The sequence below is a fragment of the Pseudoalteromonas sp. SG44-1 genome, assembly GCF_014164315.1.
Taxonomy (GTDB): domain Bacteria; phylum Pseudomonadota; class Gammaproteobacteria; order Enterobacterales; family Alteromonadaceae; genus Pseudoalteromonas; species Pseudoalteromonas rhizosphaerae.
In genome coordinates this window covers 1-24,031 of record NZ_JACJEW010000035.1, presented here as the reverse complement: position 1 = coordinate 24,031, position 24,031 = coordinate 1, and the positions used below count along the sequence as shown (strand labels likewise).

Here is a 24,031-nt window from a genome sequence, read left to right as displayed (position 1 = left end):
ACTACTACTAGCTTAGCGAACTTACAACACGTTGCAAGTTTTCTTCATCACCCGTTGTTAACCACGTTACATCGGGCCAACCTCTTAGCCACGTCAATTGACGCTTAGCAAGCTGTCGTGTTGCTGCAATACCGCGAAAGACCATTTCATCGTAATCAATCTCGCCAGCAATGTAATCCCACATTTGTCTATAACCCACGCAACGAATGGAAGGTAAGTTAGGGTGTAAATCCTTACGTTGATATAGGGATGAAACTTCATTTTCAAACCCCTGCTCAAGCATTATTTTAAACCTTTGTTCAATTCGCTGGTGTAAATCGGCGCGATCATCAGGCGCAATAGCAAATTGATGAAAAGTATACGGTAAACTCGGCTGCTTACTTTTTTGTAATTCAGTCATTGTTTTACCCGTTAATCGGTAAACTTCAAGGGCGCGGTTAATACGTTGCGAGTCATTCTCGCTCATTTTTTGTGCCGCTTGCGGATCAATTATCTCAAGCTCTTTATAAAGTGCCGGCCAGCCATGTTGCTTGGCTTGTTGCTCAAGCTCTGCTCGTACTACCGGGCATGCTTCAGGTAATGGCGATAATCCATCAATTAATGCTTTAAAGTACATCATTGTACCACCAACTAATACAGGCACTTTACCTTGTTGGTGAAATTGGTCAATCTTTTCAATTGCATCACGACGAAAATCAGCTACTGAGTAACTTTCGCTAGGGTCGATTAGATCAATTAAATGGTGTGGCGCAAGCGCTAACTCATGTTGATCTGGTTTTGCCGTACCTATGTTCATATCTTTATACACTAAGGCTGAATCGACGCTGATTATTTCAGTTTTTAAATGTTGGCATAAGGCGATTGCTAATGCAGTTTTGCCTGCAGCGGTTGGGCCCATTAAAAAAATGACCGGTAAATTACTCAACTCGATAACCTTAATCTAACTGTGCTAAAAAATAACTTAAATCTATTTTAACTGCTTTTGCAGATAAACGCTGGATTGTTTGCGGATTATTTTGCATTCGCGTAACCGCCAAGGCAAAAGCTTGGCTGGCAAAAAAGCGCTCGGGCACTTGGCTAAGCTGCCAGTTTAGCCATTGCTCCACACTATTAAGATCAGCCTTAGTGGCTTTTAATAGCGCATCTACGGCTTGGCTCACATCAAGCAGATACAAACTCTGTGGCAACTTTTTAACCATCACAAATTGCTTTTCAATCAATAACTCAAAGCCCAGCAAGGTAAACCATGATTGTTGCTGTGTTAAGCTTTGGCTGTCTTCTTTACTGATATTAACTCGCACAGGCAATAGTAAGGCTTTTCCTTCTAAGCTGCCTTGCTCAGCAATAAGCTCAAGCCAATCATTGACTAATAAATATTTAAAGTGTGAGCAATATAATTGCTGTTGCAGGCTAAATACACAACCGCCATCACTTTGTACCAGCAACGGCTGCGCACTTTGCGTCTGTAACAATGGTGCTACTTCTTGAGTAACGCCAATAGGTTGATCAAAATGGCTGGCGTGTTGCTCATTGACCCCTTGATAAAACGCACTCACATCTTGATGATTTGTCCGGCTCGCTTGCTTGCTTCGCTCGCTTGAACCTGCATATCCACCACCACTAGGTGCTGGATTAGCACCGTAGCGAGCTTGCTCCGCTGGTTGTAAGTGCGACTTAGGATAATCAAACAAACTGCCTGCTGTATTGCTGGAGTGAGCGGGTGTTACTGTATGCGCTGCTTTAGCATCGCTGTGTTGCGAATCAACATGCTGAGTAACACCAGCAAAATCATCTTGAAGCGGCACCACGACTTGTTTAATTGCCTGCAAAATAAAGTCATGCACTAAGCGACCTTGATGAAAACGCACTTCGTGTTTCGCAGGATGCACGTTTACATCCACTTGACGCGGATCAATGTCGATATAAATAACAAAGCCCGGTAGCTCTTCTTGGCCTGCGACTTCTTCGAACGCTTGGCGAATGGCATGAGAAATAAGCTTATCGCGCATCATACGATTATTTACATAGGTATATTGCGTAGTATTACTCGAGCCAACTGGTAGCACCCAACCATGTAGCTGCAAGCCTGTATCGCCTGACTCAATATATAACCCCTGCTCAGCAAAGGCTTTACCTGCAACCTGAGCGACCCGAGCAATAGCCTGTGCAGGGTCGGTTTTAGCACGATATTGACGCACTACTTTATCGTTATGGGTGAGGGTAATTGACACATCAAAACGGCTCAGGGCAATACGCTTTATTAACTCATCAATGTGAGTAAATTCGGTTTTTTCGGTGCGTAAAAATTTACGTCTAGCGGGCGTATTAAAAAATAAGTCTTTAACTTCAATGGTGGTCCCGTCAGGGTGAGCAGTGGGTTTAATCTGCACCGCCATATCTCGCCCCTGTGCAAATGCTTGCCAAGCCGCCTCTTGCTGTTTGGTTTTTGAGCTAAGTGTCAAACGCGATACCGAACTAATAGACGCCAATGCTTCGCCGCGAAAGCCCAAAGAACAAATATTTTCTAAATCATCAAGGGACTTTAATTTACTAGTAGCATGACGAGAAAGCGCCAACGTGAGCTCGTCTTTATCAATGCCTGAGCCGTTATCACGAATGCGAATAAGCTTATGACCGCCGCGCTCAATATCAATTTGAATACGTGTTGCGCCTGCATCTAGGCTATTTTCAACGAGTTCTTTGACCACAGATGCGGGTCTCTCAACCACTTCGCCCGCAGCAATTTGGTTAGCTAATCGCGCGGGTAATATTTCAATGCTCATACTGATCCTAACGATTTTAACTTTGCGGAATGTCTAACTCTTGACCAATAAACAAGGTATTAGATTTTAATTGATTGACTTGCTTAAGCTTACCTACTGATACCCCATAGCGACTAGCTAACAAACTTAACGACTCACCAGGGCGAACTTTATGTTTAGTGGGATATTGCGATTTTAACGACGCAAACAGCGAATCATCCGGAGGATTTTTCAGATAATAGCTTTTGATAGAAGTAAATATTGCTTTCGCTAAGCGCTCTTGGTGATTAGCACTTTTTAATAGTTTTTCTTCTCGCGGGTTTGAAATAAACCCAGTTTCGACCAAAATAGATGGAATATCTGGTGACTTTAATACCGCTAGGCTAGCCGCTTGCGGCTCTTTTTTATGTAACTTAGCGACCTTTTTAAGCTCATGAACCATGCCTTCAGCAACGCTGAAACCGGTTTTCATCGAATGATCCATCGACATATCCAACAGCGCCTGCGCCAAGTACTTTTCACTGGCCGTGTCTTTAATCACTCCAGCAGCACCACCGAGTAGCTCTGAATGTTTTTCTTTATCTTCTATCCATTTACCAATTTCTGAATTAGCACGACGAAGTGATAACACCCAAACAGAGGCGCCATTTGGTTGCGGGCTAGTAAATGCATCCGCATGAATTGAAACTAAAAAGTCAGCCTTTTTCTGCCTTGCACGGCTAGTGCGGGTATTAAGTTTGACAAAGTAATCTCCACTTCGCACCATTCGCGAAATCATCCCGCGCTCGGCATCAATCATCCGCTCTAAGCGTTTGGCAATTTGTAATGTGATATCTTTTTCATAAGTACCAGAGGGGCCAATTGACCCAGGGTCTTCGCCGCCATGGCCTGCATCAATAGCAATAATAATATCGCGTTGTTGATTAAGCTCACGCTTTTTAACCGCAGTATTACTCGTTGCAGCTACTGGCTCTGCTTGATTTTTGTCATATAAGTCGACCACTAAACGATTTTTATAAGGTCCCGTTGGCGCCAGTGCAAAAATCACCGGTTTAACGGCCCCTGTAAGCTCAAAAACAAATCGTACCCCCTGGCTGCTTTTCGCTTTCGAGTAACGTAGTTTACTGACGATTTGATGCTTACTGGGAATAGTTGGTAGGTCTTTTATTTTATCTGTATTTTCTAAATCGACCACTAAGCGCAGTGGATTTTTTAGCATAAAATAACTGAAGTCGGGCTTATCCGTTAAGTCGAATACTACCCGCGTACTATCTGGCGATGGCCACACCCGTACACTATTGATAGTATTTTGTGCATAGAGATTAGCACTGATTGCTAACAGCAAAAAAGCACCCATCCACTTTATGACAACTCGACTCATCGGTATCTTCACACCCTTGTTATTTGTTGTTATTCACTATGGTTTTTGAGTTTATCCACGATACTGTGACCACGCGGGCTAATACTTTGGATCTCAATTGCTCGTGCATCGCCGACATAACGTAAAGTAATATCTAAGTCTGGTGTTGGGATAAACTCGCCGCCTTTTTCAGGCCATTCCACCACACAAATAGCTGTTGGCGAAAAATAATCTCGAATACCCATGTATTCTAATTCTTCTGGATCGCCTAAACGATATAAATCAAAATGATAAACATTGGCCGTTGCCAACTCATAAGGCTCCACCAGCGTATAAGTTGGACTCTTAACTTTGCCTTGATGACCAAAGCCTTGGATCACACCACGTGTTAAGGTGGTTTTGCCTGCTCCCAAATCACCGTGTAAGTAAATAACTGCCCCTTGCTCCATTAGCATAGCAAGTTGATTGCCCATTTTAACCGTTGCAGCTTCATCAGCGAGTTGAAAACCAACACAGTGCGTCATTCTAACCTCATGGATAGTATTAAAAACGATAACTTGTTAATCATACCAGATTATTTTACTAAGGCGAGAATCGACACTTATAGACACAAAAAAACCGGCAAAGTTGCCGGTTTTTTTTGTAATTAGGATTATAGACCTAATTTTTTCTCAAGATAGTGGATATTAGTACCACCATTTTGGAAATTTTCATCCGCTAAGATGCGCTTATGTAATGACGTATTAGTTTTAATACCGTCAATCACAAGCTCATTCAATGCATTACGTGCACGGGCAATTGCTACATTACGGTTTTCACCGTAAGTAATTAATTTACCGATCATTGAATCATAGTGTGGTGGCACTGTGTAGTCAGCATAAATATGGCTGTCCCAACGAATACCTAAACCACCTGCTGGGTGGAAACGCGTAATTTTTCCCGGTGACGGGATAAACGTTTCAGGGTCTTCAGCATTAATACGACACTCAATTGCATGACCACGGATAACGACATCGTCTTGCGTGAATGATAGTGGTTGGCCCGCTGCAATTTTTAACTGCTCTTTGATCAAATCAACACCGGTAACCATTTCTGTCACTGGATGCTCAACCTGAATACGAGTGTTCATTTCAATGAAATAGAACTCACCATTTTCGTATAAGAACTCAAATGTACCCGCACCACGATAACCGATTTCGATACATGCACGCGTACAACGCTCACCGATAAACTTACGCACTTCAGCAGTAATACCTGGTGCTGGCGCTTCTTCGACTACTTTTTGATGACGACGTTGCATAGAACAATCACGTTCACCTAAGTGAACAGCATTACCTTGCCCGTCAGCCAATACTTGAACTTCGATATGACGTGGGTTTTCAAGGAATTTTTCCATGTAAACCATGCTATTACCAAAGAACTGTTTTGCTTCTTGTTGCGTTAAAGCGATTGAGTCAATTAACTCAGCTTCACTGCGAACAACCCGCATACCACGACCACCACCGCCACCAGCGGCTTTGATGATCACTGGGTAACCGATACGTTTAGCGATTTGCATGTTGCGGTCTTTATCATCCGATACCGGACCATCTGAACCTGGTACACATGGTACGCCAGCTTTACGCATTGCTTCGATTGCAGATACTTTATCGCCCATTAGACGAATCGTGTCGCCGCGCGGACCAATAAACACAAAACCACTTTGTTCAACTTGATCAGCAAAATCAGCGTTTTCTGCAAGGAAACCATAACCCGGGTGGATAGCAACTGCATCGGTTACTTCAGCTGCCGCAATAATGCGCGGAATGTCTAAGTAACTTTCAGTGGCAGAAGGTCTACCAATACATATTGTTTCATCTGCAAGCAATACATGCTTAAGATCGCGATCCGCCGTTGAATGCACAGCAACCGTTTTGATCCCAAGCTCTTTGCAGGCGCGCAATATACGAAGTGCAATTTCACCTCGGTTTGCAATGACTACTTTATCTAACATTAGAGTTGGCCTTTTAGGTTGCGCTATTATTCAATGATGAATAAAGGTTGATCAAATTCTACTGGCTCGCCATTTTCAACTAAAATCGCTTTCACTGTGCCCGCTTTATCTGACTCAATTTGGTTCATCATTTTCATCGCTTCGATGATACAAAGCGTATCACCTACTTTAACTTGTGAACCCACTTCTACATATGAAGGCGCTTCAGGAGAAGCTGCTTTATAGAAAGAACCTACCATTGGCGATAATACTTGATGGCCAGTAGGACCGGCAGGTGCTGCCGCTTCTACGTTTGCAGCAGGTGCAGCTGTAGGGGCTGGAGCCGGTGCTGGAGCGTACTGTGGTGCATAATGTGGAGCGTAAGCAGGACCTGCACTCATATTATTACGATTGATACGTACTGATTCTTCACCTTCGGTGATTTCTAATTCAGCAATACCTGATTCTTCTACTAGTTCAATTAGTTTTTTGATCTTGCGAATATCCATGAACGACCCGCCTGTTAGTTTGTTAGTTTAAAATTAATTCGAGTTTTGCAACCGATTGACCGCAGCTTCAAGTGCTGCGCGATAACCCATTGCGCCTAATCCACATATCACGCCCTGCGCCACATCAGAAAAATATGAATGATGACGAAACGCTTCCCGCGTGTGCACATTAGTTAAGTGCACTTCAAAAAACGGGATATCAACAGCCAGTAACGCATCACGTAAAGCCACGCTTGTATGCGTAAATGCCGCTGGGTTGATAATAATGTAATCAATGACCTGCCATGCACTATGTATGTGCTCAATTAAAGCTTGCTCACTATTACTTTGAAAATGCGTTAGCTCAACATCTAGACCATGCGCAAACTCAGTTAGTTCGCTCATAATCTCACTCAGTGTTTGTAAACCGTATTTTTCTGGTTCACGCTTACCCAGCATGTTTAAGTTAGGGCCATTTATAACTAAAAGTTTAAATTTTGCAGCCATAATACGCGATAATCCTATAAATAATGAGTTAAGCCATTTTGATTAGAAATCCCCGCAAAATGTAGAGGGGAAAAACTAAAATAGCAAGTATTTCTCACGTTAACCACCTATTATAGCCAGTTCGATGTAAATAGCAGCAAAATACTGGTCTAATCACTAGTAGCCACCACAAAAACAAAAACGCCACTCATATAAAGTGGCGTTTAAAATAGCGGTGCGAAAAATGTTTATTTAGCGCTATTTCTCACTTTTGCTAAATGCTCAGCAAAGTCCTTGGCATTTAAAAAGCCCGTCACACGCTGTGCTGCAAGCTCTTCACCTTGTGTATCAAAAAACAAAATACTGGGTAAACCAAATACCGAAAACTCTTCCATTACAGCAATTGTTTTATCATCACTTTCGGTCAAATCAATTTTTAACAACTCAAAGTTTGCAAACTCACCTTGTACTTTAGCGTCAGGAAAAGTGTATTTCTCGAACTCTTTACACGCAACACACCAATCTGCATATAAATCGACCATCACTAAACGACCATCACTGTTTGCATCATTTATTGCTTGTTTGAGCTCAGCTAAGTCAGCAACTAATTTAAAGCCGCGCTCTTGTTGCTCGCCATTTGCGGCACTAACAACTTGCGCTGTTGGCCATATATAGTTTTTAGTTAAGCTCACACCGCTAACAACTAATAACGTTGCAACAAACCACAATGCAGTTTTTAACTTACCTTGTGTTTGAGCGCTCTGCCAATGATGTAAATACAAGGCCGTTGCTAATGCTAATAAGCCCGCCATAAGTAATATGATGTCTGCATCGACAATACGTTCAAGCAAGATCAATGGCACTACCAGCATGATAAAACCAAACAGGGTTTTAACTTGTTCCATCCAGCCGCCTGCTTTTGGCAATAATTTACCGCCAGAGGTGCCTAATAACAGCAGCGGAATACCCATCCCTAAACTCAGCACATACAAAGTTAAGCCGCCAACTAAATAATCGCCGCTTTGCGCAACAAACAATAGCGCAGCTGATAACGGTGCGGTGGTACAAGGTGAAGCAATTAAACCCGATAAAACCCCCATTAAAAACACGCCAATGTAGTTGCCGCCTTTTTGATTATTACTTACTTGTGTGAGCTTATTCATCATGCCGCTAGGGAGCTTTATTTCGTACCAACCAAACATCGACATAGCGAGTAAAACGAATAATAAACTGAAACTAATCAATACATATGGGTGCTGCAAATAACCTTGCACTTGACCACCAAGTGATGCAACCACAAGGCCCAGCGCCGCATACGTAACGGCCATACCCTGCACATAAACAAAAGAAAGCGCAAAAGCTTTTTTAGTGGAAAGATTTTTTTGTCCTGCAATTAGGCTCGACAAAATAGGAAACATCGGAAATACACATGGCGTAAATGCCAAGCCAATACCGACCAAAAAGAAAATCGCTAAGTTCGCTAACAAACCTTGCGAGGCCAGTTTTTCAGTAAAGTTTAATTCTTTTTCTAAGTCATCTTCTTGCGTTACAACATCTTCTGTAGCAGCCGCTGATTCAGCGCTAAGCGCAGCTAATGCATTGCCTGCTGTTGCATTATCAGTTGCAGGGGTTTCACCGGCAATCATACTCAATGGAATGGTGATGATCTCTGGCGGGTAACATAGTCCTGCTTCAGCACAGCCTTGATAACGTACTTTAATTACGCCACCCTCAGCTATATTACTTAGCTTGCTGATCACGCTCAGTGAATCAAAAAACACTGCTGTTTTGCCAAAGAACTCATCTTCAATGATCACGCCTTTACCAAGATCAGGCACTTCAATATCAGCACCTTTACCAATAATTTCTAGCTTCTTTTTATATAGGTAATAACCTGGCGCAATATCCCAACCAATAAAAAGAGTGCTGCCTTGCTGATCAAAATCAAATGAAAATGCCTGATCAACAGGTAAAAATGTTTGCTCTGCGGGCTGCAGCAAATCACTTAATAAATTATTAGTTGCAGCCTGTGCTGGCATTAACGACAGCGCACAAAGCAATAAAAAAAAACAACGCATTAATTAAGTACCTCATCCATCCAATTAAAATAGGCTAAATTGCCAGTGGCCACATCAATAACCTGTATTTCAGGAATTTCATAACTATGTAATTGCTTGATAGTTTGAATCAATTCATTCATTTTTTCTGACTTTGTTTTAATTAATAATTTACACTCGGTTGCATAAGCAACCTCTCCTTGCCACATATAAACAGATTCCACATTTGGAAGAATGTTCACACACGCAGCTAATTTAAGCTTAACTAATTGCTCAGCCATGGAGCGTGCCTCACTTACATCTGCGCAAGTGGTAAAAATAAGTCGAAAATGAGTCGTCATATTGAACCTTTGATTGATTGCTCTGCCCAATGCCATAGTAGCTGATAGCTAAGGCAAAGTGTAGTTAACCTAAACTGCGGATAATAAATCGCTTAATCAGAGTTCAGGCTATTTAGCCAACACAGCTTTACCACTAGCCTTGAAAAAAGACCTGATAACCCATATTTATATTTCATCAACTCAACTGAGTGATCACTATTTAGAGAGCCTTATGTTTAGATTTTTGTTTTTATTATTTATTCTCGTGCCAATTATTGAAATTGCGTTGTTAATTCAAGTAGCTGATGTAATTGGTGGATTCGCCACTATTGCACTGGTTATTGTAACCGCAATATTCGGCGCAAAATTAGTTAGAACACAAGGTATGGGCGCACTGCAAAATGTGCAAACACAAATGGCGCAAGGGCAAATGCCAGCCAAAGAATTATTTACCGGTTTATGTGTGATTATCGCCGGCATATTATTGCTAACTCCAGGCATTATGACCGACGTATTCGGTTTTTTATTATTGACCCCGGCCATTCGCAATAAACTAGCTGCAGGCCTTGCTAGTCAAGCAACTGTGCGTATGAGTGCAGGCATGCAACAAGGTCCAACAGCATTTAATCAGCACACTCATGCAGAGCCAGAACCTCGCAAAATGAGTGAGCCGACCACTATTGATGGTGAGTACGAGAGAAAAGATTAAAAATTTTAATTTTTATCACTTGGGTTTTGAAGCAATACCCCCATTACTGAGTACAACTAAATCAATTGCCTTGAACCACAGGGTTTAATGCAAACTGGTACATATAAAGCTTTTTTCTGTCCTGTTCAGAAACTGTTAGGAGAACTAAATAAAATGAACATTCGTCCTTTACATGATCGCGTGATCGTTGAGCGCCTAGAAGAAGAAACCAAATCTGCTGGCGGTATTGTATTAACTGGTTCTGCGGCTGAGAAATCAACCCGCGGTAAAGTTATTGCAGTGGGTAATGGCCGTACTCTAGATAACGGTGATGTGAGAGCATTAGAAGTTAAAGTCGGTGACACTGTGTTATTCGGCTCATATGTTGAAAAAGCTGAAAAGATCGAAGGTCAAGAGTACCTGATCATGCGTGAAGACAATATTTTAGGCATTGTAGGCTAAAGCTACTTTTCGTTTAACAAACATTCAGAATTCAGAGGAAATTAATCATGGCAGCAAAAGAAGTACTTTTTGCAGGTGACGCACGCGCTAAAATGCTAGCTGGCGTAAACATCTTAGCAAACGCAGTTCGTGTAACTTTAGGTCCTAAAGGCCGTAACGTAATCCTAGACAAATCATTTGGCTCTCCAGTGATCACTAAAGATGGTGTATCAGTGGCAAAAGAAATCGAACTTGAAGACAAGTTTGAAAATATGGGCGCACAAATGGTTAAAGAAGTTGCATCTAAAGCAAACGATGCAGCCGGTGACGGTACAACTACTGCAACAGTATTAGCACAGTCAATTGTAAACGAAGGCTTAAAAGCGGTTGCTGCGGGCATGAACCCAATGGACCTTAAGCGCGGTATTGATAAAGCAATCATCGCAGCTGTTGCTGAGCTAAAAGAACTTTCAGTACCATGTGCCGATGCAAAAGCAATCGCTCAAGTGGGTACTATTTCAGCTAACTCTGATAAAGAAATTGGCGACATCATTGCAGAAGCAATGGAAAAAGTAGGCCGTAATTCAGGTGTAATCACTGTTGAAGAAGGTCAATCACTTGAAAACGAACTAGATGTTGTTGAAGGCATGCAGTTTGACCGTGGTTACTTATCTCCATACTTCATCAACAACGCAGAAAAAGGCGCTGTTGAATTAGATAACCCATTTATTCTACTTGTAGATAAAAAAATCTCTAATATTCGTGAGTTGCTACCTACATTAGAAGCCGTTGCTAAAGCAAGCAAACCATTACTTATCATTGCTGAAGACCTTGAAGGCGAAGCACTAGCTACTCTAGTTGTTAACAACATGCGCGGTATCGTTAAAGTATCAGCAGTTAAAGCACCTGGTTTTGGCGACCGTCGTAAAGCAATGCTACAAGATATCGCAGTATTAACTGGTGGTACGGTTATCTCTGAAGAAATCGGCCTGGAACTTGAAAAAGCAACAGTTGAAGATTTAGGTACTGCAAAGCGCGTAGTTATCACTAAAGATGATACAACTATCATCGATGGTGCAGGCGAAGAAGCTGGCATCAACGGTCGCGTTGCGCAAATCAAAGCACAAATCGAAGAAGCAACATCAGACTACGATAAAGAGAAACTACAAGAGCGCATGGCTAAACTTGCCGGCGGTGTTGCGGTAATCAAAGTAGGTGCTGCTACTGAAATCGAAATGAAAGAGAAAAAAGACCGCGTTGAAGATGCACTTCATGCAACTCGCGCTGCTGTTGAAGAAGGCGTAGTGCCTGGTGGTGGTGTTGCACTAGTACGTGCAGCAAGCAAACTTGTTGATTTAGTTGGTGACAACGAAGATCAAAGCCACGGTATCAAAGTAGCACTACGTGCTATGGAAGCACCACTTCGTCAAATCGTTACCAACGCAGGTGACGAAGCGTCTGTTGTTATTAACGCAGTTAAAGGCGGCACGGGTAACTTCGGTTACAACGCAGCAACTGGCGAATACAACGACATGATTGAAATGGGTATCCTAGATCCAACAAAAGTAACGCGCTCTGCACTACAATTTGCAGGCTCGATTGCTGGCCTTATGATCACCACTGAAGCAATGGTAGCTGAAATCCCAAAGGATGAAGCTGGCGGCGCTGATATGGGAGGCATGGGCGGCATGGGTGGTATGGGCGGCATGATGTAATTCATCTCCTAACCATCTAGCTAAAATAAAAACCCAGCTTCGGCTGGGTTTTTAGCTTTAAGAGCAACGATAAAGTAGCAAATAAAATGACTCCAGCGTATTGCAGTGCTTTTTAACTGTATGCCAAAACCATACTCAGAGTTAATTTTATTTATAAGACATAATTAAGGATATTAAGATGAATAAAAAGCCTGAACTGATCATCTCGTCACTCGATGCTGATAGATTGTATGATTTAATGGAATCATTACCAGCAGGAAGCTTTGCTGGCGAAAAAGAGCTTGAAGCTGAACTCGGCCGTGCCACAATCGTTGAGCCAAAAGATGTGCCTTCGACAGTGGTTACTATGAACTCAACGGTAAACTTTATCGTTGAATCGACCCAAGAAGAATTCACTAAGACCTTAGTGTATCCAAAAAATGCTGATGCAAGTGCTGATAAAATATCAATTTTAGCACCAGTAGGTAGCGCCCTACTTGGTCTATCACAAGGCGATGAAATTGAATGGCCAAAACCAAGTGGCGGTCTCATAAAAGTAAAAATAAAAGCAATCACTTATCAGCCAGAACGAGCCGGTGAGTTACATCGATAATATTTATGTTATTAAAAACCCAGTGAAAGCTGGGTTTTGTTTTTAAAGATAATAAGTTTCAAACCTAGCGCCAGCCACTGGTAAGTCCAGATTTATCGGGAAAAGCTTTCTGACTGAAGTCAGATCTACTGATAAATCTAGCACCGCACTTAACGTACCAGTCTTTTGTCCTCGGGTTATATTTTCTTATATGCTAAAAAGCATCTTTAAGCACTGCATTATTTCAAGTTAGGACAATGACAAACATAAAACAGCATATAGGTAGCATGGCATTAGTTGTAGGGAATTATGATGATGCGATTGCATTTTACACTCAAAAACTGGGGTTTGATTTAATCGAAGATACTGATCAGGGTAATGGTAAACGCTGGGTATTAGTATCACCACCGAACTCTAATGGCACTAATTTATTACTCGCACAAGCAAGTACTCAACAGCAGTTAGAGGCTGTGGGCAACCAAACTGGCGGCCGAGTGTTTTTATTTTTACATACCAATGACTTTTGGCGAGATTATGAATTAATGCAAAAAAATGGCGTTAACTTTAATGAACAGCCCCGCGTAGAAGAATACGGCACCGTTGTGGTATTTGAAGATTTGTATGGTAATAAATGGGACTTACTACAATTAAATTAAAAGCAGTCAGTGAGAGGTCACTAATCGCGATAAATCACAACCTACTGGCTTAATATGGAACCTCTGGTTGACTTGATATTGCTCAATTAACCCTCATTAACTAACTATTAGTAACCATATTAAACACAAATGGATTTATTAGATAAGGTCAGTCTTGGAACATTACTGCTGCATTGGCTTGTAGTGAGCATATTATTGCTGATTGTGTTTTGGGCCATGATGAAAATTATTGCTGATTGTGTTTTGGGCCATGATGAAAATTGTCGCTTGGGGTAAAACCATGTCACGAGGGGCTTTTTTATTTTTGTCGTTCTTTGCGCTTATTTCGTTATTCCCTATTCCACCCCCGCAACTTGAGAATGTACAAAAAGCCAAACAAGAGCAACGTAAACGCAAAGAAGACTCCGGCGATCCACCAGAAGAGGACGAAGGTGAAGCATCGCGCTGAGATTCTCAGCTAACGATGCTTGAAAAACACTATCAATGAATCACATTATTGCTGACTAATTTGATATAAACGCTGTGCTTGGCTATTTGAATCTTTGCTGACGCTACGAAATTCTTCAGCATCACTGGCATTTTGCACAGAGATCTCACGAATTCGCTCTGCCAAGTTTTTCACATTTTCGGTTACCTGTGATTGCTCTTCAGTCGCTACGGCAATGCTTGATGAACGCTCTTTAATATCATTAAACGCGGTAACAATACTTTCATACTGTGCACGTGTTGTTGCTGAGCGCTCGTTCACTACTTCAGAGTATTCACGGCATTGCCCAATAACGTTAACCCCTCGACTAGCGGCTTCTTGCAATTGGCTGATCATGGTTTCAATCTCGCCAGCCGATTGCTGAGTACGATGTGCCAAGGTTCTAACTTCATCAGCCACTACCGCGAAACCACGTCCTGATTCACCTGCTCGAGCGGCTTCAATGGCAGCATTAAGCGCAAGTAGATTAGTTTGTTCTGAAATATTCATGATCACATCAAGCACCGAGCCCACTTGTTTTGAGTCTTGTGCAATCCGTGAAATGGCATCTGATGATTCCGTTAATTTATCAAATAATAACTGGATTGATTCGGCATTCTTCTCAATAACATCAAAACCAGAATTCACTAAATCAGCTGATTGCGTAGTAATATCTGCAACGCTCAAAACATCTTGTGAGGCTGATGAGGCTGCTATCGACATTTCATGAATTGCCTCAGCCAACATGTTGTTTTCTTCCATCAACTCTTGGGTACGAATTTGGCTGTTATTACTTAAGGTATCCATCGCTTCAGCGTTGTTTTTAACCGCAGCGGCTTCTGCTTGGATCTGTTCTAAAATCTTAATCAGATGATCGCCATAATCATTAATCGCTTCGCATAAGTGGCTCATTTCATCACTTCCGCGCACCGCCAGTTTTGAATTCGTGCGACCTTGCACCAACATTCTAACTTGCTCTGTGGTGGTGTTAATTTGCTGCACCAGGCGATTACCAAAAATCAGTAATACTGATACAAAAGCGAGAATAAGGGCGATAAATGAACTGTATAAATAATAAGTGAGGGTGTTAACGGTTTTCTTGGCAATTGCGGCAGGAATAATAACCCCGGAGCGCCAATTTTGCTCTGCCAATGAGTAAGTTACTAAAATAGATTGGTCATTATTAACCACACCACTGGCAAATTCAGCAACAGTTGTATTACTGTTTTGCAAGGCGCTGACCAACGGCTTTAAGCTACTGTCTTTACTGGCAACCTGAGTAAGGCTCATCATTGCTAAATTAGTATTGCGTATCGATGGAATCGATACCAGTTGCTCGGCGCTATCTAAAATAAAGTTATAGGTGCCCGTAGCATTGTTCTCTGCGATCAATGAGCTTTCGATAGATGCCAGTTCAACGTCTAAAGTGGCAACCCCCCAAAATTGGTTATCACGGATTATTTTCACGGAACAGGTAACCATCGGTACATTCGATACCGTGTCTACATAAGCTTCGGACCAAACGCACTCACCCCGATTAGCGTTAATGGCATTTTTATACCAGGTTTCTTGTTGATACGCGCTGCTGTCGGGCTGGTTATAATCATCTAAAAGTTTATATTGGCCATTACCTGTTTTCGCCCAGAAAAGAGATGCCTTTGCTGCTGAAGGCAGCATTTTATTCGGCTCAGGCCAAATACCACCACCCGCAATACCTTTGCCACTTGCAATCAAAGGAGCAATATTTTCAATAAAGGCCGCTTGCTGCAATGGCAAAGTCTCGGCTACCACGGCTAAGCTTTGCGTTAAGGTGGCACTTTTAGCTAAATCTTTTGCTAACGATTCGCCGATCACCTTTGCTTGTAATTTTGCGCTGGATATAGCGTCATTTTTAATGATTGGCGTAACAACTAGCTGCATTATTCCTGACAGAATAATTAAAGCAAACAACAGCAGCAGAAAACTCCCTAGGTACATTTTTTTTTGTATCAACATCTTCTTTTTACCTCAGTAGTAAATAATAGCCGCGCAAATTAGAGTATAGGGACTGTGCTGTATTTAGCAAAACGAGTTCCTAAAAATAGTGACCAAAAAGTATATTTAACCGCTATTTACCATTAATGAGCTGCCTGACAATCGCAAATAAATCACTTGGCAACATGCCGCGCTCCCCTTCGCGTTCTGCCAAAATATCGGCTGCTTTAGCGTGCAATGTCACACCGTAACATGCGGCTTGATCAACAGCGAAACCTTGAGCAAGTAACGCACCTATGATGCCGGTAAGCACATCACCACTGCCACCAACGGCAAGCGCTGGATTACCATTTTCGCACAACCAAGTTTGCTGCCCGTTGGCGATCAGGCTACCCGCGCCTTTCAGCACACTGGTACTGGTATAACGTTTAGCTAAATCCGTAGCAGATTGAAAGCGATTTGCTTCAATCTCAGCAATTGAAACTTTCATTAGCCGTGAGGCTTCACCAGCATGCGGGGTTATTATGCAATTTTTAAGGCGATACTCTAAAGCATGCTTAGCCAACAAATTTAAGCCATCAGCATCAATAACTAATGGTAAATTATTTGCTAAGCAATATTGTATAACCTGCTCAAATGCGATTTGCGCCCAACTATCCTGACCAAGACCTGGACCAATAATGACACAATTTGCCCATGCAAGGGCTGCGGATAAACTGTCGCAACTGACCATTAATTCAGGGCGACCACTACTAACGACTTGTACACTGCTTTGATGAGTATAAACACGCACCATTGCAGCACCTGTACGAAGTGCTGCTTCACTTGATAAACGAATGGCCCCGCTAGTACCTTGATTCCCACCGACGCATAACAGCTTGCCGTGGTTCCCTTTATGGCTATTGCGACTTCGTGCAGCAAGTGGTTTGAAACTAGTGATATTGATAAGTGTTGCGCTAGCATCCACTAACTTGGTAAATGATTCTGCGATCCCTAAATCATTAAAAATGATTTTTCCTGCAGCACTTCGCCCGGCACCGGTTACTAAGCCTTGTTTAATCCCCACAAAAGTAACGGTAATAGTAGCCTGAATAGCGATGCCAAGTGGCTGCCCGGTGTCGGCGTCTATGCCTGAAGGTAAATCAATTGCCACTATTGCGCTAGGTTGCGCGTTGGCATCTTCAATCATCGTTAAAAATGGCCGACGAACTTGACTATTAATTCCGGTACCTAACAAACCATCAATAATAATATCGGCATTATTGAGGCGACCTTGCGTGTAACTTTCAACTTCGCCCCCCAATGCTTGCCAACGTTGCTGAGCTGTAAGCGCATCCCCGGTGAGATGTCTACTGGTATCGGCTGCAAGTACAATGACTTCTTTACCGGCTTGCTTGGCAAGGCTTGCCACAATATAGCCATCGCCCGCATTATTACCATAACCGACCAGAATAAAGTAGCGCTGAGCATTCGGAAAATGCTCGATACACTGCGAGAATACCGCATGCCCTGCGCGCTCCATCAAAGTGAACATGCTAACGCCTGCCAAGGTCGCTGCTTTTGCTTCGTGCTCCCTCACCTGCTTTGCCAAAAATAGTTGCTGTGCTAGGCCTTGATTCTGCATATTGATCCATAATAGAAGACGGGCTGTTTACTTAGACTATTAGCCACAGCTGCTAGCGTCAAGGAATGTCGTCACCAACATTTTCAGGCTAATTTAGGAGGTATACTTAGGAAGGATGGTCTTTTCGTTTGCTTTTGTTGCTGCATTTAGCAACTTTAATAAAAAACGGCGCGCAATTTACATTGCGCGCCGTTTTTTAAAACTTACTAATTAAGTGAGTTTATTCTGCTTCCGGCAGGTTACGGCCGTAAAAGATTTCTTGCATTTCACGTGTTAATTTTGAACGAATTGCTTCTTCTTCGTCTTCAGATAAATCACTCGTAGTAACACCAAATAAATAAGTATTTAGGTCTGTTTCTTTTAGCATCATCTTAGTGTGAAACAAGTTTTCTTGATACACATTCACGTCCATCATTTGGTACGCTTCTTTGGTATCTTCGGTCATGTAGTTTTGAATTGAGTTGATCGCGTGATCGATATAGTGCTTAACACCATCTACGTCACGGGTAAAACCACGCACTCGGTAGTCAATTGTTACAACATCTGACTCTAAGCTATGAATTAGGAAGTTTAACGCTTTTAATGGCGAAATAATGCCACAGGTTGATACTTCGATATCGGCACGGAAAGTACAAATACCATCATCAGGGTGAGCTTCAGGATAGGTATGAACGCAGATGTGGCTTTTATCTAAATGAGCAACAACTGTTTCAGGTAATGGTCCTGGTGCTTCATCAACTTCATAAGTTTGCTGCTGCTCAATTGGCTCTTCTGAGATCAGAATTGTTACACTAGCACCTTGAGGATCGTAATCTTGACGCGAAACATTTAAAATATTCGCACCGATAATGTCTACTACTTCACCTAAAATATCGGTTAGTCGATCAGCACTGTACTGTTCGTCGATATATTCAATATATTCTTTACGTTGTTGCTCAGTCTTTGCATAGCAAATATCGTAAATACTAAAGCTTAAACTTTTGGTTAAGTTATTAAAGCCATGAAGTTTAATTTTATCGAAGGGTTTGTTCATGATAAACCAACCTATAAACAAGTGAAATCTGCCAGAGCAGAATGAAAAGTTCGCGGATTTTATACGAATTTCACCTCAGGAAAAAGCGTTATTTTCCCTGTTCTTGTATAACTTCGTGTGTGTGGGTAATTTCTACTGTTTTATCAAGCATTAATGCTACTGAACAATACTTCTCTGCAGATAGTTGAACGGCACGCGCAAGGTGCTTTTCTGAAACGTTGTCGCCAGTCACAACAAAGTGTAAGTTAATCTTAGTGAATACTCGCGGAGCTGATTCTGCGCGTTCAGCACTCAATTGCACTTGCACATCTGAAAACTGTTGTTTAGCTTTTTTTAGAATACTGACTACATCAACCGATGAACAGCAGCCAACTGACATTAATACCATTTCCATTGGGCTTGGTGCGGCGCTATCGCTACCAGCATCAAACACAACATTGTGACCAGAATTAGAACGCCCTAAAAAAGTATCGCCTTCAACCCATTTCACATTCGCTTGCATTTTATTACTCTCAAAGAAGTTATTTCCTTGATTGTAAGGAAGTCACACGCAGTTGCAAATTAAAAACGATAATTGGAATGATCAGGCACTTTCGACAACTGCGCTATCAAAGAGGTTTTTTACCAATGCGGCAAATTCATCGATAAATGCATGTTGCTCTATTGTCACTTGATTACTGGTGACGCTGCTGAGGACTTCTTGTAAGTCGTATACAATGCCATCTACTTCACGCACGATTTGACTACGTTGTTCAGTAGAAAGCTCTGTGTGTTGCTGGCATAACAACATAACATTTTCAGCAATATCATCTTCTATTAGCTCCATAATAGTAGGAGCGCCTGGTTTTATTTCGCCGGACTTCTCAAATAATGCTAAATTTTGAGTAAGATACATGATGAGGTCATCATATCCTTGCCTATCTAAAACCATAATTATCCACACCTAATTAAAACGACTGTATTGATTTAAGCAGAAAGCGCTTTTAATTGCTACCTTTGAGCATTAACCAATACAAAAAAAGCAGCCTTGGCTGCTTTTTTAGTTATTTATTACTATTTGACCAAAATCGATTAATCGATTTTTAAGCCAGGGCTTAATGTTGCTGGCATTGCTACTTTTTCAAGTTCAACAGAGGCAACTGGGTATGCGCAATAATCAGCTGCATAGTAAGCACTTGCACGATGATTACCTGATGCACCAATACCACCAAAAGGAGCTGCACTTGAGGCACCGGTGATTGGGCGGTTCCAGTTAACAATACCAGCACGGATACGACGTAAAAAATGGTCGTAATCTGCCGCATTATCACTGAGTAAACCCGCAGACAAACCAAAGCTGGTATCGTTGGCTTTATCAATCGCACTATCAAAATCTGTAAAGCGGAATACTTTTAATAGTGGACCAAAGTGCTCTTCATCTGGGAAGTTAGCAACATCTGTGCACTCAATAATACCAGGCGTTACATAACCTGTATTTTCAGTATGCTTAAGCTCAACTAATACTTCAGCACCAAGCTCAACGAGCTGTTGCTGTGCTTTTACCATACCAGCGGCCGCAGCTGATGAGATCATCGAGCCCATAAACGGTTGCTCTACATCATCGTAGTTGCCCACTTTGATGGCTTTAGTTGCGGTAATTAAACCTGCTAAAATTGCATCGCCTTGTTCACCTGCTGGTAAAAACAGCTTACGTGCACAGGTACAACGTTGGCCACTTGAGATAAATGCTGATTGAATAATATCGTGGATAACCGCTTTAGTGTCTGCAACATCAGTAATAATAAGCGGGTTATTACCGCCCATTTCTAATGCTAAGATTTTACCTGGTTGACCGGCAAACTGCTCATGCAGAATATGGCCTGTGCGTGATGAACCGGTAAAGAATAAGCCATCAATACCTTTGTGAGCAGCAAGAGCCTTACCTGTGGCTACTTCGCCTTGTACTAGGTTAATAACCCCTGCTGGTAAACCTGCTTTTTCCCATAACTTAAGCGTTAGCTCAGCAACAGCTGGAGTTAGCTCCGATGGTTTAAACACCACGGTATTGCCCGCCAAAAGTGCAGGCACAATATGGCCATTAGGTAAATGACCAGGGAAGTTATAAGGGCCAAATACCGCCACTACACCATGTGGTTTATGGCGGATCATTGCACGACCTTGCGGCATTGGGTTTTCTACGTCGCCAGTGCGCTCTAAAAATGCTTTTTCAGAGATAGCTATTTTACCGACCATAGCACCCGCTTCAGTGCGAGTTTCCCATAACGGCTTACCCGTTTCTTGGGCTATTACAACAGCAAGCTCTTCGCTGTGCTCTTTTAGGGTTTCGGCAAAAGTTTTTACAATCGCTAAACGTTCTGCAAATGATTTATCAGCCCAGCTATAAAATGCTGCACGCGCAGAGTTAACAGCGGTGTCTACTTGCTCACTGGTGGCTGAGTTTGCTTGCCAAATAATTTCGTTATTGGCTGGGTTTACTGAATTAAATGCATCGCCTAGGCCTTGCGACCATTGACCATTAATAAATTGTGCAGGATGAGTCATGTACTTTCTCCTAAATTATATACGTGTTGCGGTAACTATATCGCCAGCTTGTAAGTGCAGTGCATCGGCCATTGCCTGTGGCAAAGTCAACTCAGAGCTTGTTTCATCAAGGTTTAGTTGTGCAACGGTTGCTCTAAAATCATTGAGTTTGTCATTCGCTAGCATGATAGCCGTCTCGCCGCTGTTTTCACCGATTTTTACGGTAAAGTTTTTGGCATTACGAATAGTTGCAATATTATCTACTTTTGCTTCTACCGTTGGGCCAGCATCAAAAATGTCAACGTAGCCATTAAAGGTGAAGCCTTCTTTTTTCAGTAGTTCAATCGCAGGGCGCGTATTATTGTGCACCTTGCCGATCACGGCTTGCGCCTCTTTACTTAATAAGTTGACGTAAATTGGGTACTTTGGCATTAGTTCAGCAATAAACACTTTTTGGCCGATACCGGTTAAGTAATCAGCTGTTGGAAAATCCATCGAGAAAAAGTGTTCTTCTAACCATTGCCAAAATGGACTACTGCCGTGTTCGTTAGAAACACCGCGCATTTCTGCAATTACGGTTTCAGCAAAGCGTTCTTGGTGCTGCTTGATAAACATAAAACGTGCTTTTGAAAGCAGCTTACCGTTATTATTTTTACGGTAACCATCTTTTAAAAACAGCGTACAAAGCTCAGTTGCTCCAGTGTAATCATTACACAAGGTTAAAATATCAACCGCTTTATAAACATTCAATGTACGAGATGAATGAATAGCTTTACTTAAATGATAGTGATAAAACGCATCATCTAAACCAACCGCAGCTTCAATTGCTGAGGTACCGACTACTTCACCTGTTTCGCTATCTTCAAGAACAAACAAGTAACCTTCATCACCCGGATGAGATGCACTTTTTGCGAATGAGCTTATTGAATGAGCTATCTTCTTTTGTAATAACTCTTCGTTATTAGGTAAAGAGGTAAAACCATGTCCTGATTCGTGGGCAATTTTCAATAAAGCTGGGTAATCACATTGCTGGATTGGGCGAAGGATCATCATGAGTCCGCTTGCTCCCTTATAAATAACGGTAAATTAAGAATATTAGGGCAAGCTTGCTACTTGCCCTTATTATGATTAGAGGTGTTGATTAACCGTTCACAACGTTGGCTACGGCTTTTTCAAAGCGCGCCATCCCTTCACGGATATCCGCTTCAGGGATCACTAAAGATGGAGTAAAACGCACCACATCGGCACCCGCGACTAACGACATCACACCCTCAGCGGTTCCTGCTACTAAAAACTCTTTAGCACGACCTTTAAACTGCTCATTAACCACAGCACCAATTAATAAACCTTGACCACGAATTTCCGAGAAAACGTTGTACTTATCGTTAATTGCAGTTAGTAATTCATTAAACAATGCTGACTTTGCTTTTACGCCAGCTAATACTTCTGGTGTATTCACAGTATCAAAGGCTGCTTCACCAACAGCACATGCCAACGGATTGCCGCCATAAGTAGAACCATGAGTACCGACTTTAAGGTGCTTAGCAATCTCTGTCGTGGTGATCATTGCACCAATTGGAAAACCGCCGCCAAGTGCTTTTGCAGTAGTTAAAATATCAGGTACTACATTTAACCCTTGGTATGCATAAAGATCGCCAGTACGACCGACACCAGTTTGTACTTCATCAAAAATAAGTAATGCGTTATGTTTAGTACATAACTGGCGTACACCTTGAGCAAACTCGTCAGTAGCAGAGATAATGCCGCCTTCACCTTGTAATGGCTCCATCATTACCGCACATGTGTTATCAGAGATTAGTGCTTCAAATGCGGCTAAATCGTTATAGTCACAATGTACGATATCTCCCGGCTTAGGACCAAAACCATCAGAGTAAGCAGCTTGACCGCCCACGGTTACAGTAAAGAATGTACGGCCATGGAAACCTTTATTGAAAGCGATGATTTGCGATTTTTGCTCACCAAAATTTTCAAGCGCAACACGACGCGCTAATTTTAGTGCGCCTTCATTTGCTTCTGCGCCTGAGTTGGCGAAATATACTTTTTCAGCAAATGTAGCATCTACCAATTTTTTAGCTAAACGAAGTGCTGGCTCATTAGTCATTACATTTGATAGGTGCCAGATTTTTTCGCCTTGCTCTTTTAATGCTTTAACCAATGCTGGATGACAATGACCTAGACAGTTAACAGCGATACCACCGGCAAAATCGATATATTCACGACCTTGCTGATCCCATACACGTGAGCCTTCGCCACGAACAGGAATAACGCTTGAAGGTGCGTAGTTAGGAACCATTACTTGATCAAATAATTCGCGATTGACTGTCATTTTATATCCTCTTAATTGTGATCCTACAGAAAGTTTAAAAAATAGGCTTGATGATAGACTGTTGTACCATCTCCTTTGGCGTAAATCAGCATAGCTCACATCGCCAAAAAATACTCTCTGGTTCAATTTTCAGATAATCATTATTTCAGAGTTTTTCGTTATTGTCTCTTATAAAACTTTCATGTAGCCCTTGTTATTAAAGGCTTTGAGATATAATTTCAGAGATAGTGAATAACTATCTGAATAACGAATTATGGGGTTGTTTATTCTATATCGCTGCCCCACCACCCACCAGGCAGAGCTTTGCAAGATAAAATATGGGTAAGAGTAGATATTAATGATGAATGAATAGTCGTAAAAAAATTAACAAAAAATTTATGAAATAAGGGCGTGTTGACCTTTCAGGATTAAAATTTGTTCAAATTAGGGGCGATTTAATCACGGCGCGAGATTTGTAACCTAGTGGGCTAAGTAAAAATTGAGCAAAGCTTCCGCGTCCTGCTCACGCCCCTTACTTACATCCATGTAAGTAACAAAGAGTTAATCGCCCC

Annotated in this window: 23 protein-coding genes; 6 read left to right on the top strand and 17 right to left on the bottom strand. The window is 41.9% G+C overall.

Annotated features, from left to right (window positions below; translation table 11 throughout):
- Nucleotides 1-7: 7 nt before the first annotated feature.
- From miaA to cutA, 9 genes are all read right to left on the bottom strand, one after another.
- Entirely contained in the window at nt 8-925 is a 918-nt protein-coding gene (gene miaA / locus H5187_RS15825; RefSeq protein ID WP_149980497.1) for a tRNA (adenosine(37)-N6)-dimethylallyltransferase MiaA, read from the bottom strand.
- Nucleotides 926-935: 10 nt separating this feature from the next.
- Nucleotides 936-2,783, bottom strand: coding sequence for a DNA mismatch repair endonuclease MutL (mutL, locus tag H5187_RS15820; protein ID WP_182798023.1), 1,848 nt, complete (start codon nt 2,781-2,783; stop codon nt 936-938).
- A 16-nt stretch (nt 2,784-2,799) separates the two neighbouring features.
- Nucleotides 2,800-4,143, bottom strand: coding sequence for an N-acetylmuramoyl-L-alanine amidase (locus tag H5187_RS15815; protein ID WP_145238092.1), 1,344 nt, complete (start codon nt 4,141-4,143; stop codon nt 2,800-2,802).
- A gap of 29 nt (nt 4,144-4,172) precedes the next feature.
- Nucleotides 4,173-4,646: a tRNA (adenosine(37)-N6)-threonylcarbamoyltransferase complex ATPase subunit type 1 TsaE gene (gene tsaE / locus H5187_RS15810; protein ID WP_145238089.1), complete on the bottom strand. Its 474-nt coding sequence runs from the start codon at nt 4,644-4,646 to the stop codon at nt 4,173-4,175.
- 128 nt (nt 4,647-4,774) lie between these two features.
- Nucleotides 4,775-6,115, bottom strand: coding sequence for an acetyl-CoA carboxylase biotin carboxylase subunit (gene accC, locus H5187_RS15805; protein ID WP_145238085.1), 1,341 nt, complete (start codon nt 6,113-6,115; stop codon nt 4,775-4,777).
- Between the two features lie 26 nt (nt 6,116-6,141).
- Nucleotides 6,142-6,603, bottom strand: a complete 462-nt coding sequence (gene accB / locus H5187_RS15800) for an acetyl-CoA carboxylase biotin carboxyl carrier protein (RefSeq protein WP_182718926.1) — start codon at nt 6,601-6,603, stop codon at nt 6,142-6,144.
- 33 nt (nt 6,604-6,636) lie between these two features.
- Nucleotides 6,637-7,089: a type II 3-dehydroquinate dehydratase gene (aroQ, locus tag H5187_RS15795; protein ID WP_145238079.1), complete on the bottom strand. Its 453-nt coding sequence runs from the start codon at nt 7,087-7,089 to the stop codon at nt 6,637-6,639.
- A gap of 227 nt (nt 7,090-7,316) precedes the next feature.
- Nucleotides 7,317-9,146 carry a protein-disulfide reductase DsbD gene (locus H5187_RS15790; protein WP_182761363.1) on the bottom strand — a complete coding sequence of 610 codons (1,830 nt, stop codon included), beginning with the start codon at nt 9,144-9,146 and terminating at the stop codon, nt 7,317-7,319.
- Nucleotides 9,146-9,466, bottom strand: coding sequence for a divalent-cation tolerance protein CutA (gene cutA, locus H5187_RS15785; RefSeq protein WP_145238073.1), 321 nt, complete (start codon nt 9,464-9,466; stop codon nt 9,146-9,148). Before cutA ends, H5187_RS15790 begins: the two co-directional genes overlap by 1 nt.
- A gap of 211 nt (nt 9,467-9,677) precedes the next feature.
- Between cutA and H5187_RS15780 the strand changes: the two genes are divergently transcribed.
- The 6 genes from H5187_RS15780 (at nt 9,678) to H5187_RS15755 (ending at nt 13,964) form a co-directional block, all read left to right on the top strand.
- Nucleotides 9,678-10,154 carry an FxsA family protein gene (locus H5187_RS15780; RefSeq protein ID WP_182718924.1) on the top strand — a complete coding sequence of 159 codons (477 nt, stop codon included), beginning with the start codon at nt 9,678-9,680 and terminating at the stop codon, nt 10,152-10,154.
- Nucleotides 10,155-10,307: 153 nt separating this feature from the next.
- The gene (locus H5187_RS15775; protein WP_145238066.1) at nt 10,308-10,595 is read left to right on the top strand and encodes a co-chaperone GroES; all 288 of its coding nucleotides are present in this window, start codon (nt 10,308-10,310) and stop codon (nt 10,593-10,595) included.
- A 47-nt stretch (nt 10,596-10,642) separates the two neighbouring features.
- On the top strand, nt 10,643-12,289 hold the full coding sequence (groL, locus tag H5187_RS15770) for a chaperonin GroEL (RefSeq protein ID WP_145238063.1): 1,647 nt from the start codon (nt 10,643-10,645) through the stop codon (nt 12,287-12,289).
- 178 nt (nt 12,290-12,467) lie between these two features.
- A complete protein-coding gene (gene rnk / locus H5187_RS15765; RefSeq protein ID WP_145238060.1) occupies nt 12,468-12,881 on the top strand; it encodes a nucleoside diphosphate kinase regulator in 414 nt (137 codons plus the stop codon).
- Nucleotides 12,882-13,117: 236 nt separating this feature from the next.
- Complete coding sequence (locus tag H5187_RS15760; protein WP_149980488.1) at nt 13,118-13,516, top strand: VOC family protein; 399 nt, start codon at nt 13,118-13,120, stop codon at nt 13,514-13,516.
- 250 nt (nt 13,517-13,766) lie between these two features.
- On the top strand, nt 13,767-13,964 hold the full coding sequence (locus H5187_RS15755) for a hypothetical protein (RefSeq protein ID WP_182740568.1): 198 nt from the start codon (nt 13,767-13,769) through the stop codon (nt 13,962-13,964).
- A gap of 45 nt (nt 13,965-14,009) precedes the next feature.
- Here H5187_RS15755 and H5187_RS15750 read toward each other — a convergent pair whose 3' ends face one another.
- From H5187_RS15750 to H5187_RS15715, 8 genes are all read right to left on the bottom strand, one after another.
- The gene (locus H5187_RS15750; protein WP_259398528.1) at nt 14,010-15,902 is read right to left on the bottom strand and encodes a methyl-accepting chemotaxis protein; all 1,893 of its coding nucleotides are present in this window, start codon (nt 15,900-15,902) and stop codon (nt 14,010-14,012) included.
- 187 nt (nt 15,903-16,089) lie between these two features.
- Entirely contained in the window at nt 16,090-17,580 is a 1,491-nt protein-coding gene (locus tag H5187_RS15745) for an NAD(P)H-hydrate dehydratase (RefSeq protein ID WP_182718916.1), read from the bottom strand.
- A gap of 220 nt (nt 17,581-17,800) precedes the next feature.
- Nucleotides 17,801-18,613: an adenosylmethionine decarboxylase gene (speD, locus tag H5187_RS15740; RefSeq protein WP_145238045.1), complete on the bottom strand. Its 813-nt coding sequence runs from the start codon at nt 18,611-18,613 to the stop codon at nt 17,801-17,803.
- Between the two features lie 88 nt (nt 18,614-18,701).
- Entirely contained in the window at nt 18,702-19,115 is a 414-nt protein-coding gene (locus tag H5187_RS15735; protein ID WP_145238042.1) for an OsmC family protein, read from the bottom strand.
- A gap of 81 nt (nt 19,116-19,196) precedes the next feature.
- Nucleotides 19,197-19,544, bottom strand: coding sequence for a DUF3802 family protein (locus H5187_RS15730; RefSeq protein WP_149980484.1), 348 nt, complete (start codon nt 19,542-19,544; stop codon nt 19,197-19,199).
- A 140-nt stretch (nt 19,545-19,684) separates the two neighbouring features.
- On the bottom strand, nt 19,685-21,154 hold the full coding sequence (astD, locus tag H5187_RS15725) for a succinylglutamate-semialdehyde dehydrogenase (protein ID WP_182798022.1): 1,470 nt from the start codon (nt 21,152-21,154) through the stop codon (nt 19,685-19,687).
- Between the two features lie 15 nt (nt 21,155-21,169).
- On the bottom strand, nt 21,170-22,186 hold the full coding sequence (gene astA, locus H5187_RS15720) for an arginine N-succinyltransferase (RefSeq protein ID WP_145238033.1): 1,017 nt from the start codon (nt 22,184-22,186) through the stop codon (nt 21,170-21,172).
- A gap of 88 nt (nt 22,187-22,274) precedes the next feature.
- Entirely contained in the window at nt 22,275-23,480 is a 1,206-nt protein-coding gene (locus tag H5187_RS15715) for an aspartate aminotransferase family protein (protein WP_149980483.1), read from the bottom strand.
- Between the last annotated feature and the right edge of the window lie 551 nt (nt 23,481-24,031).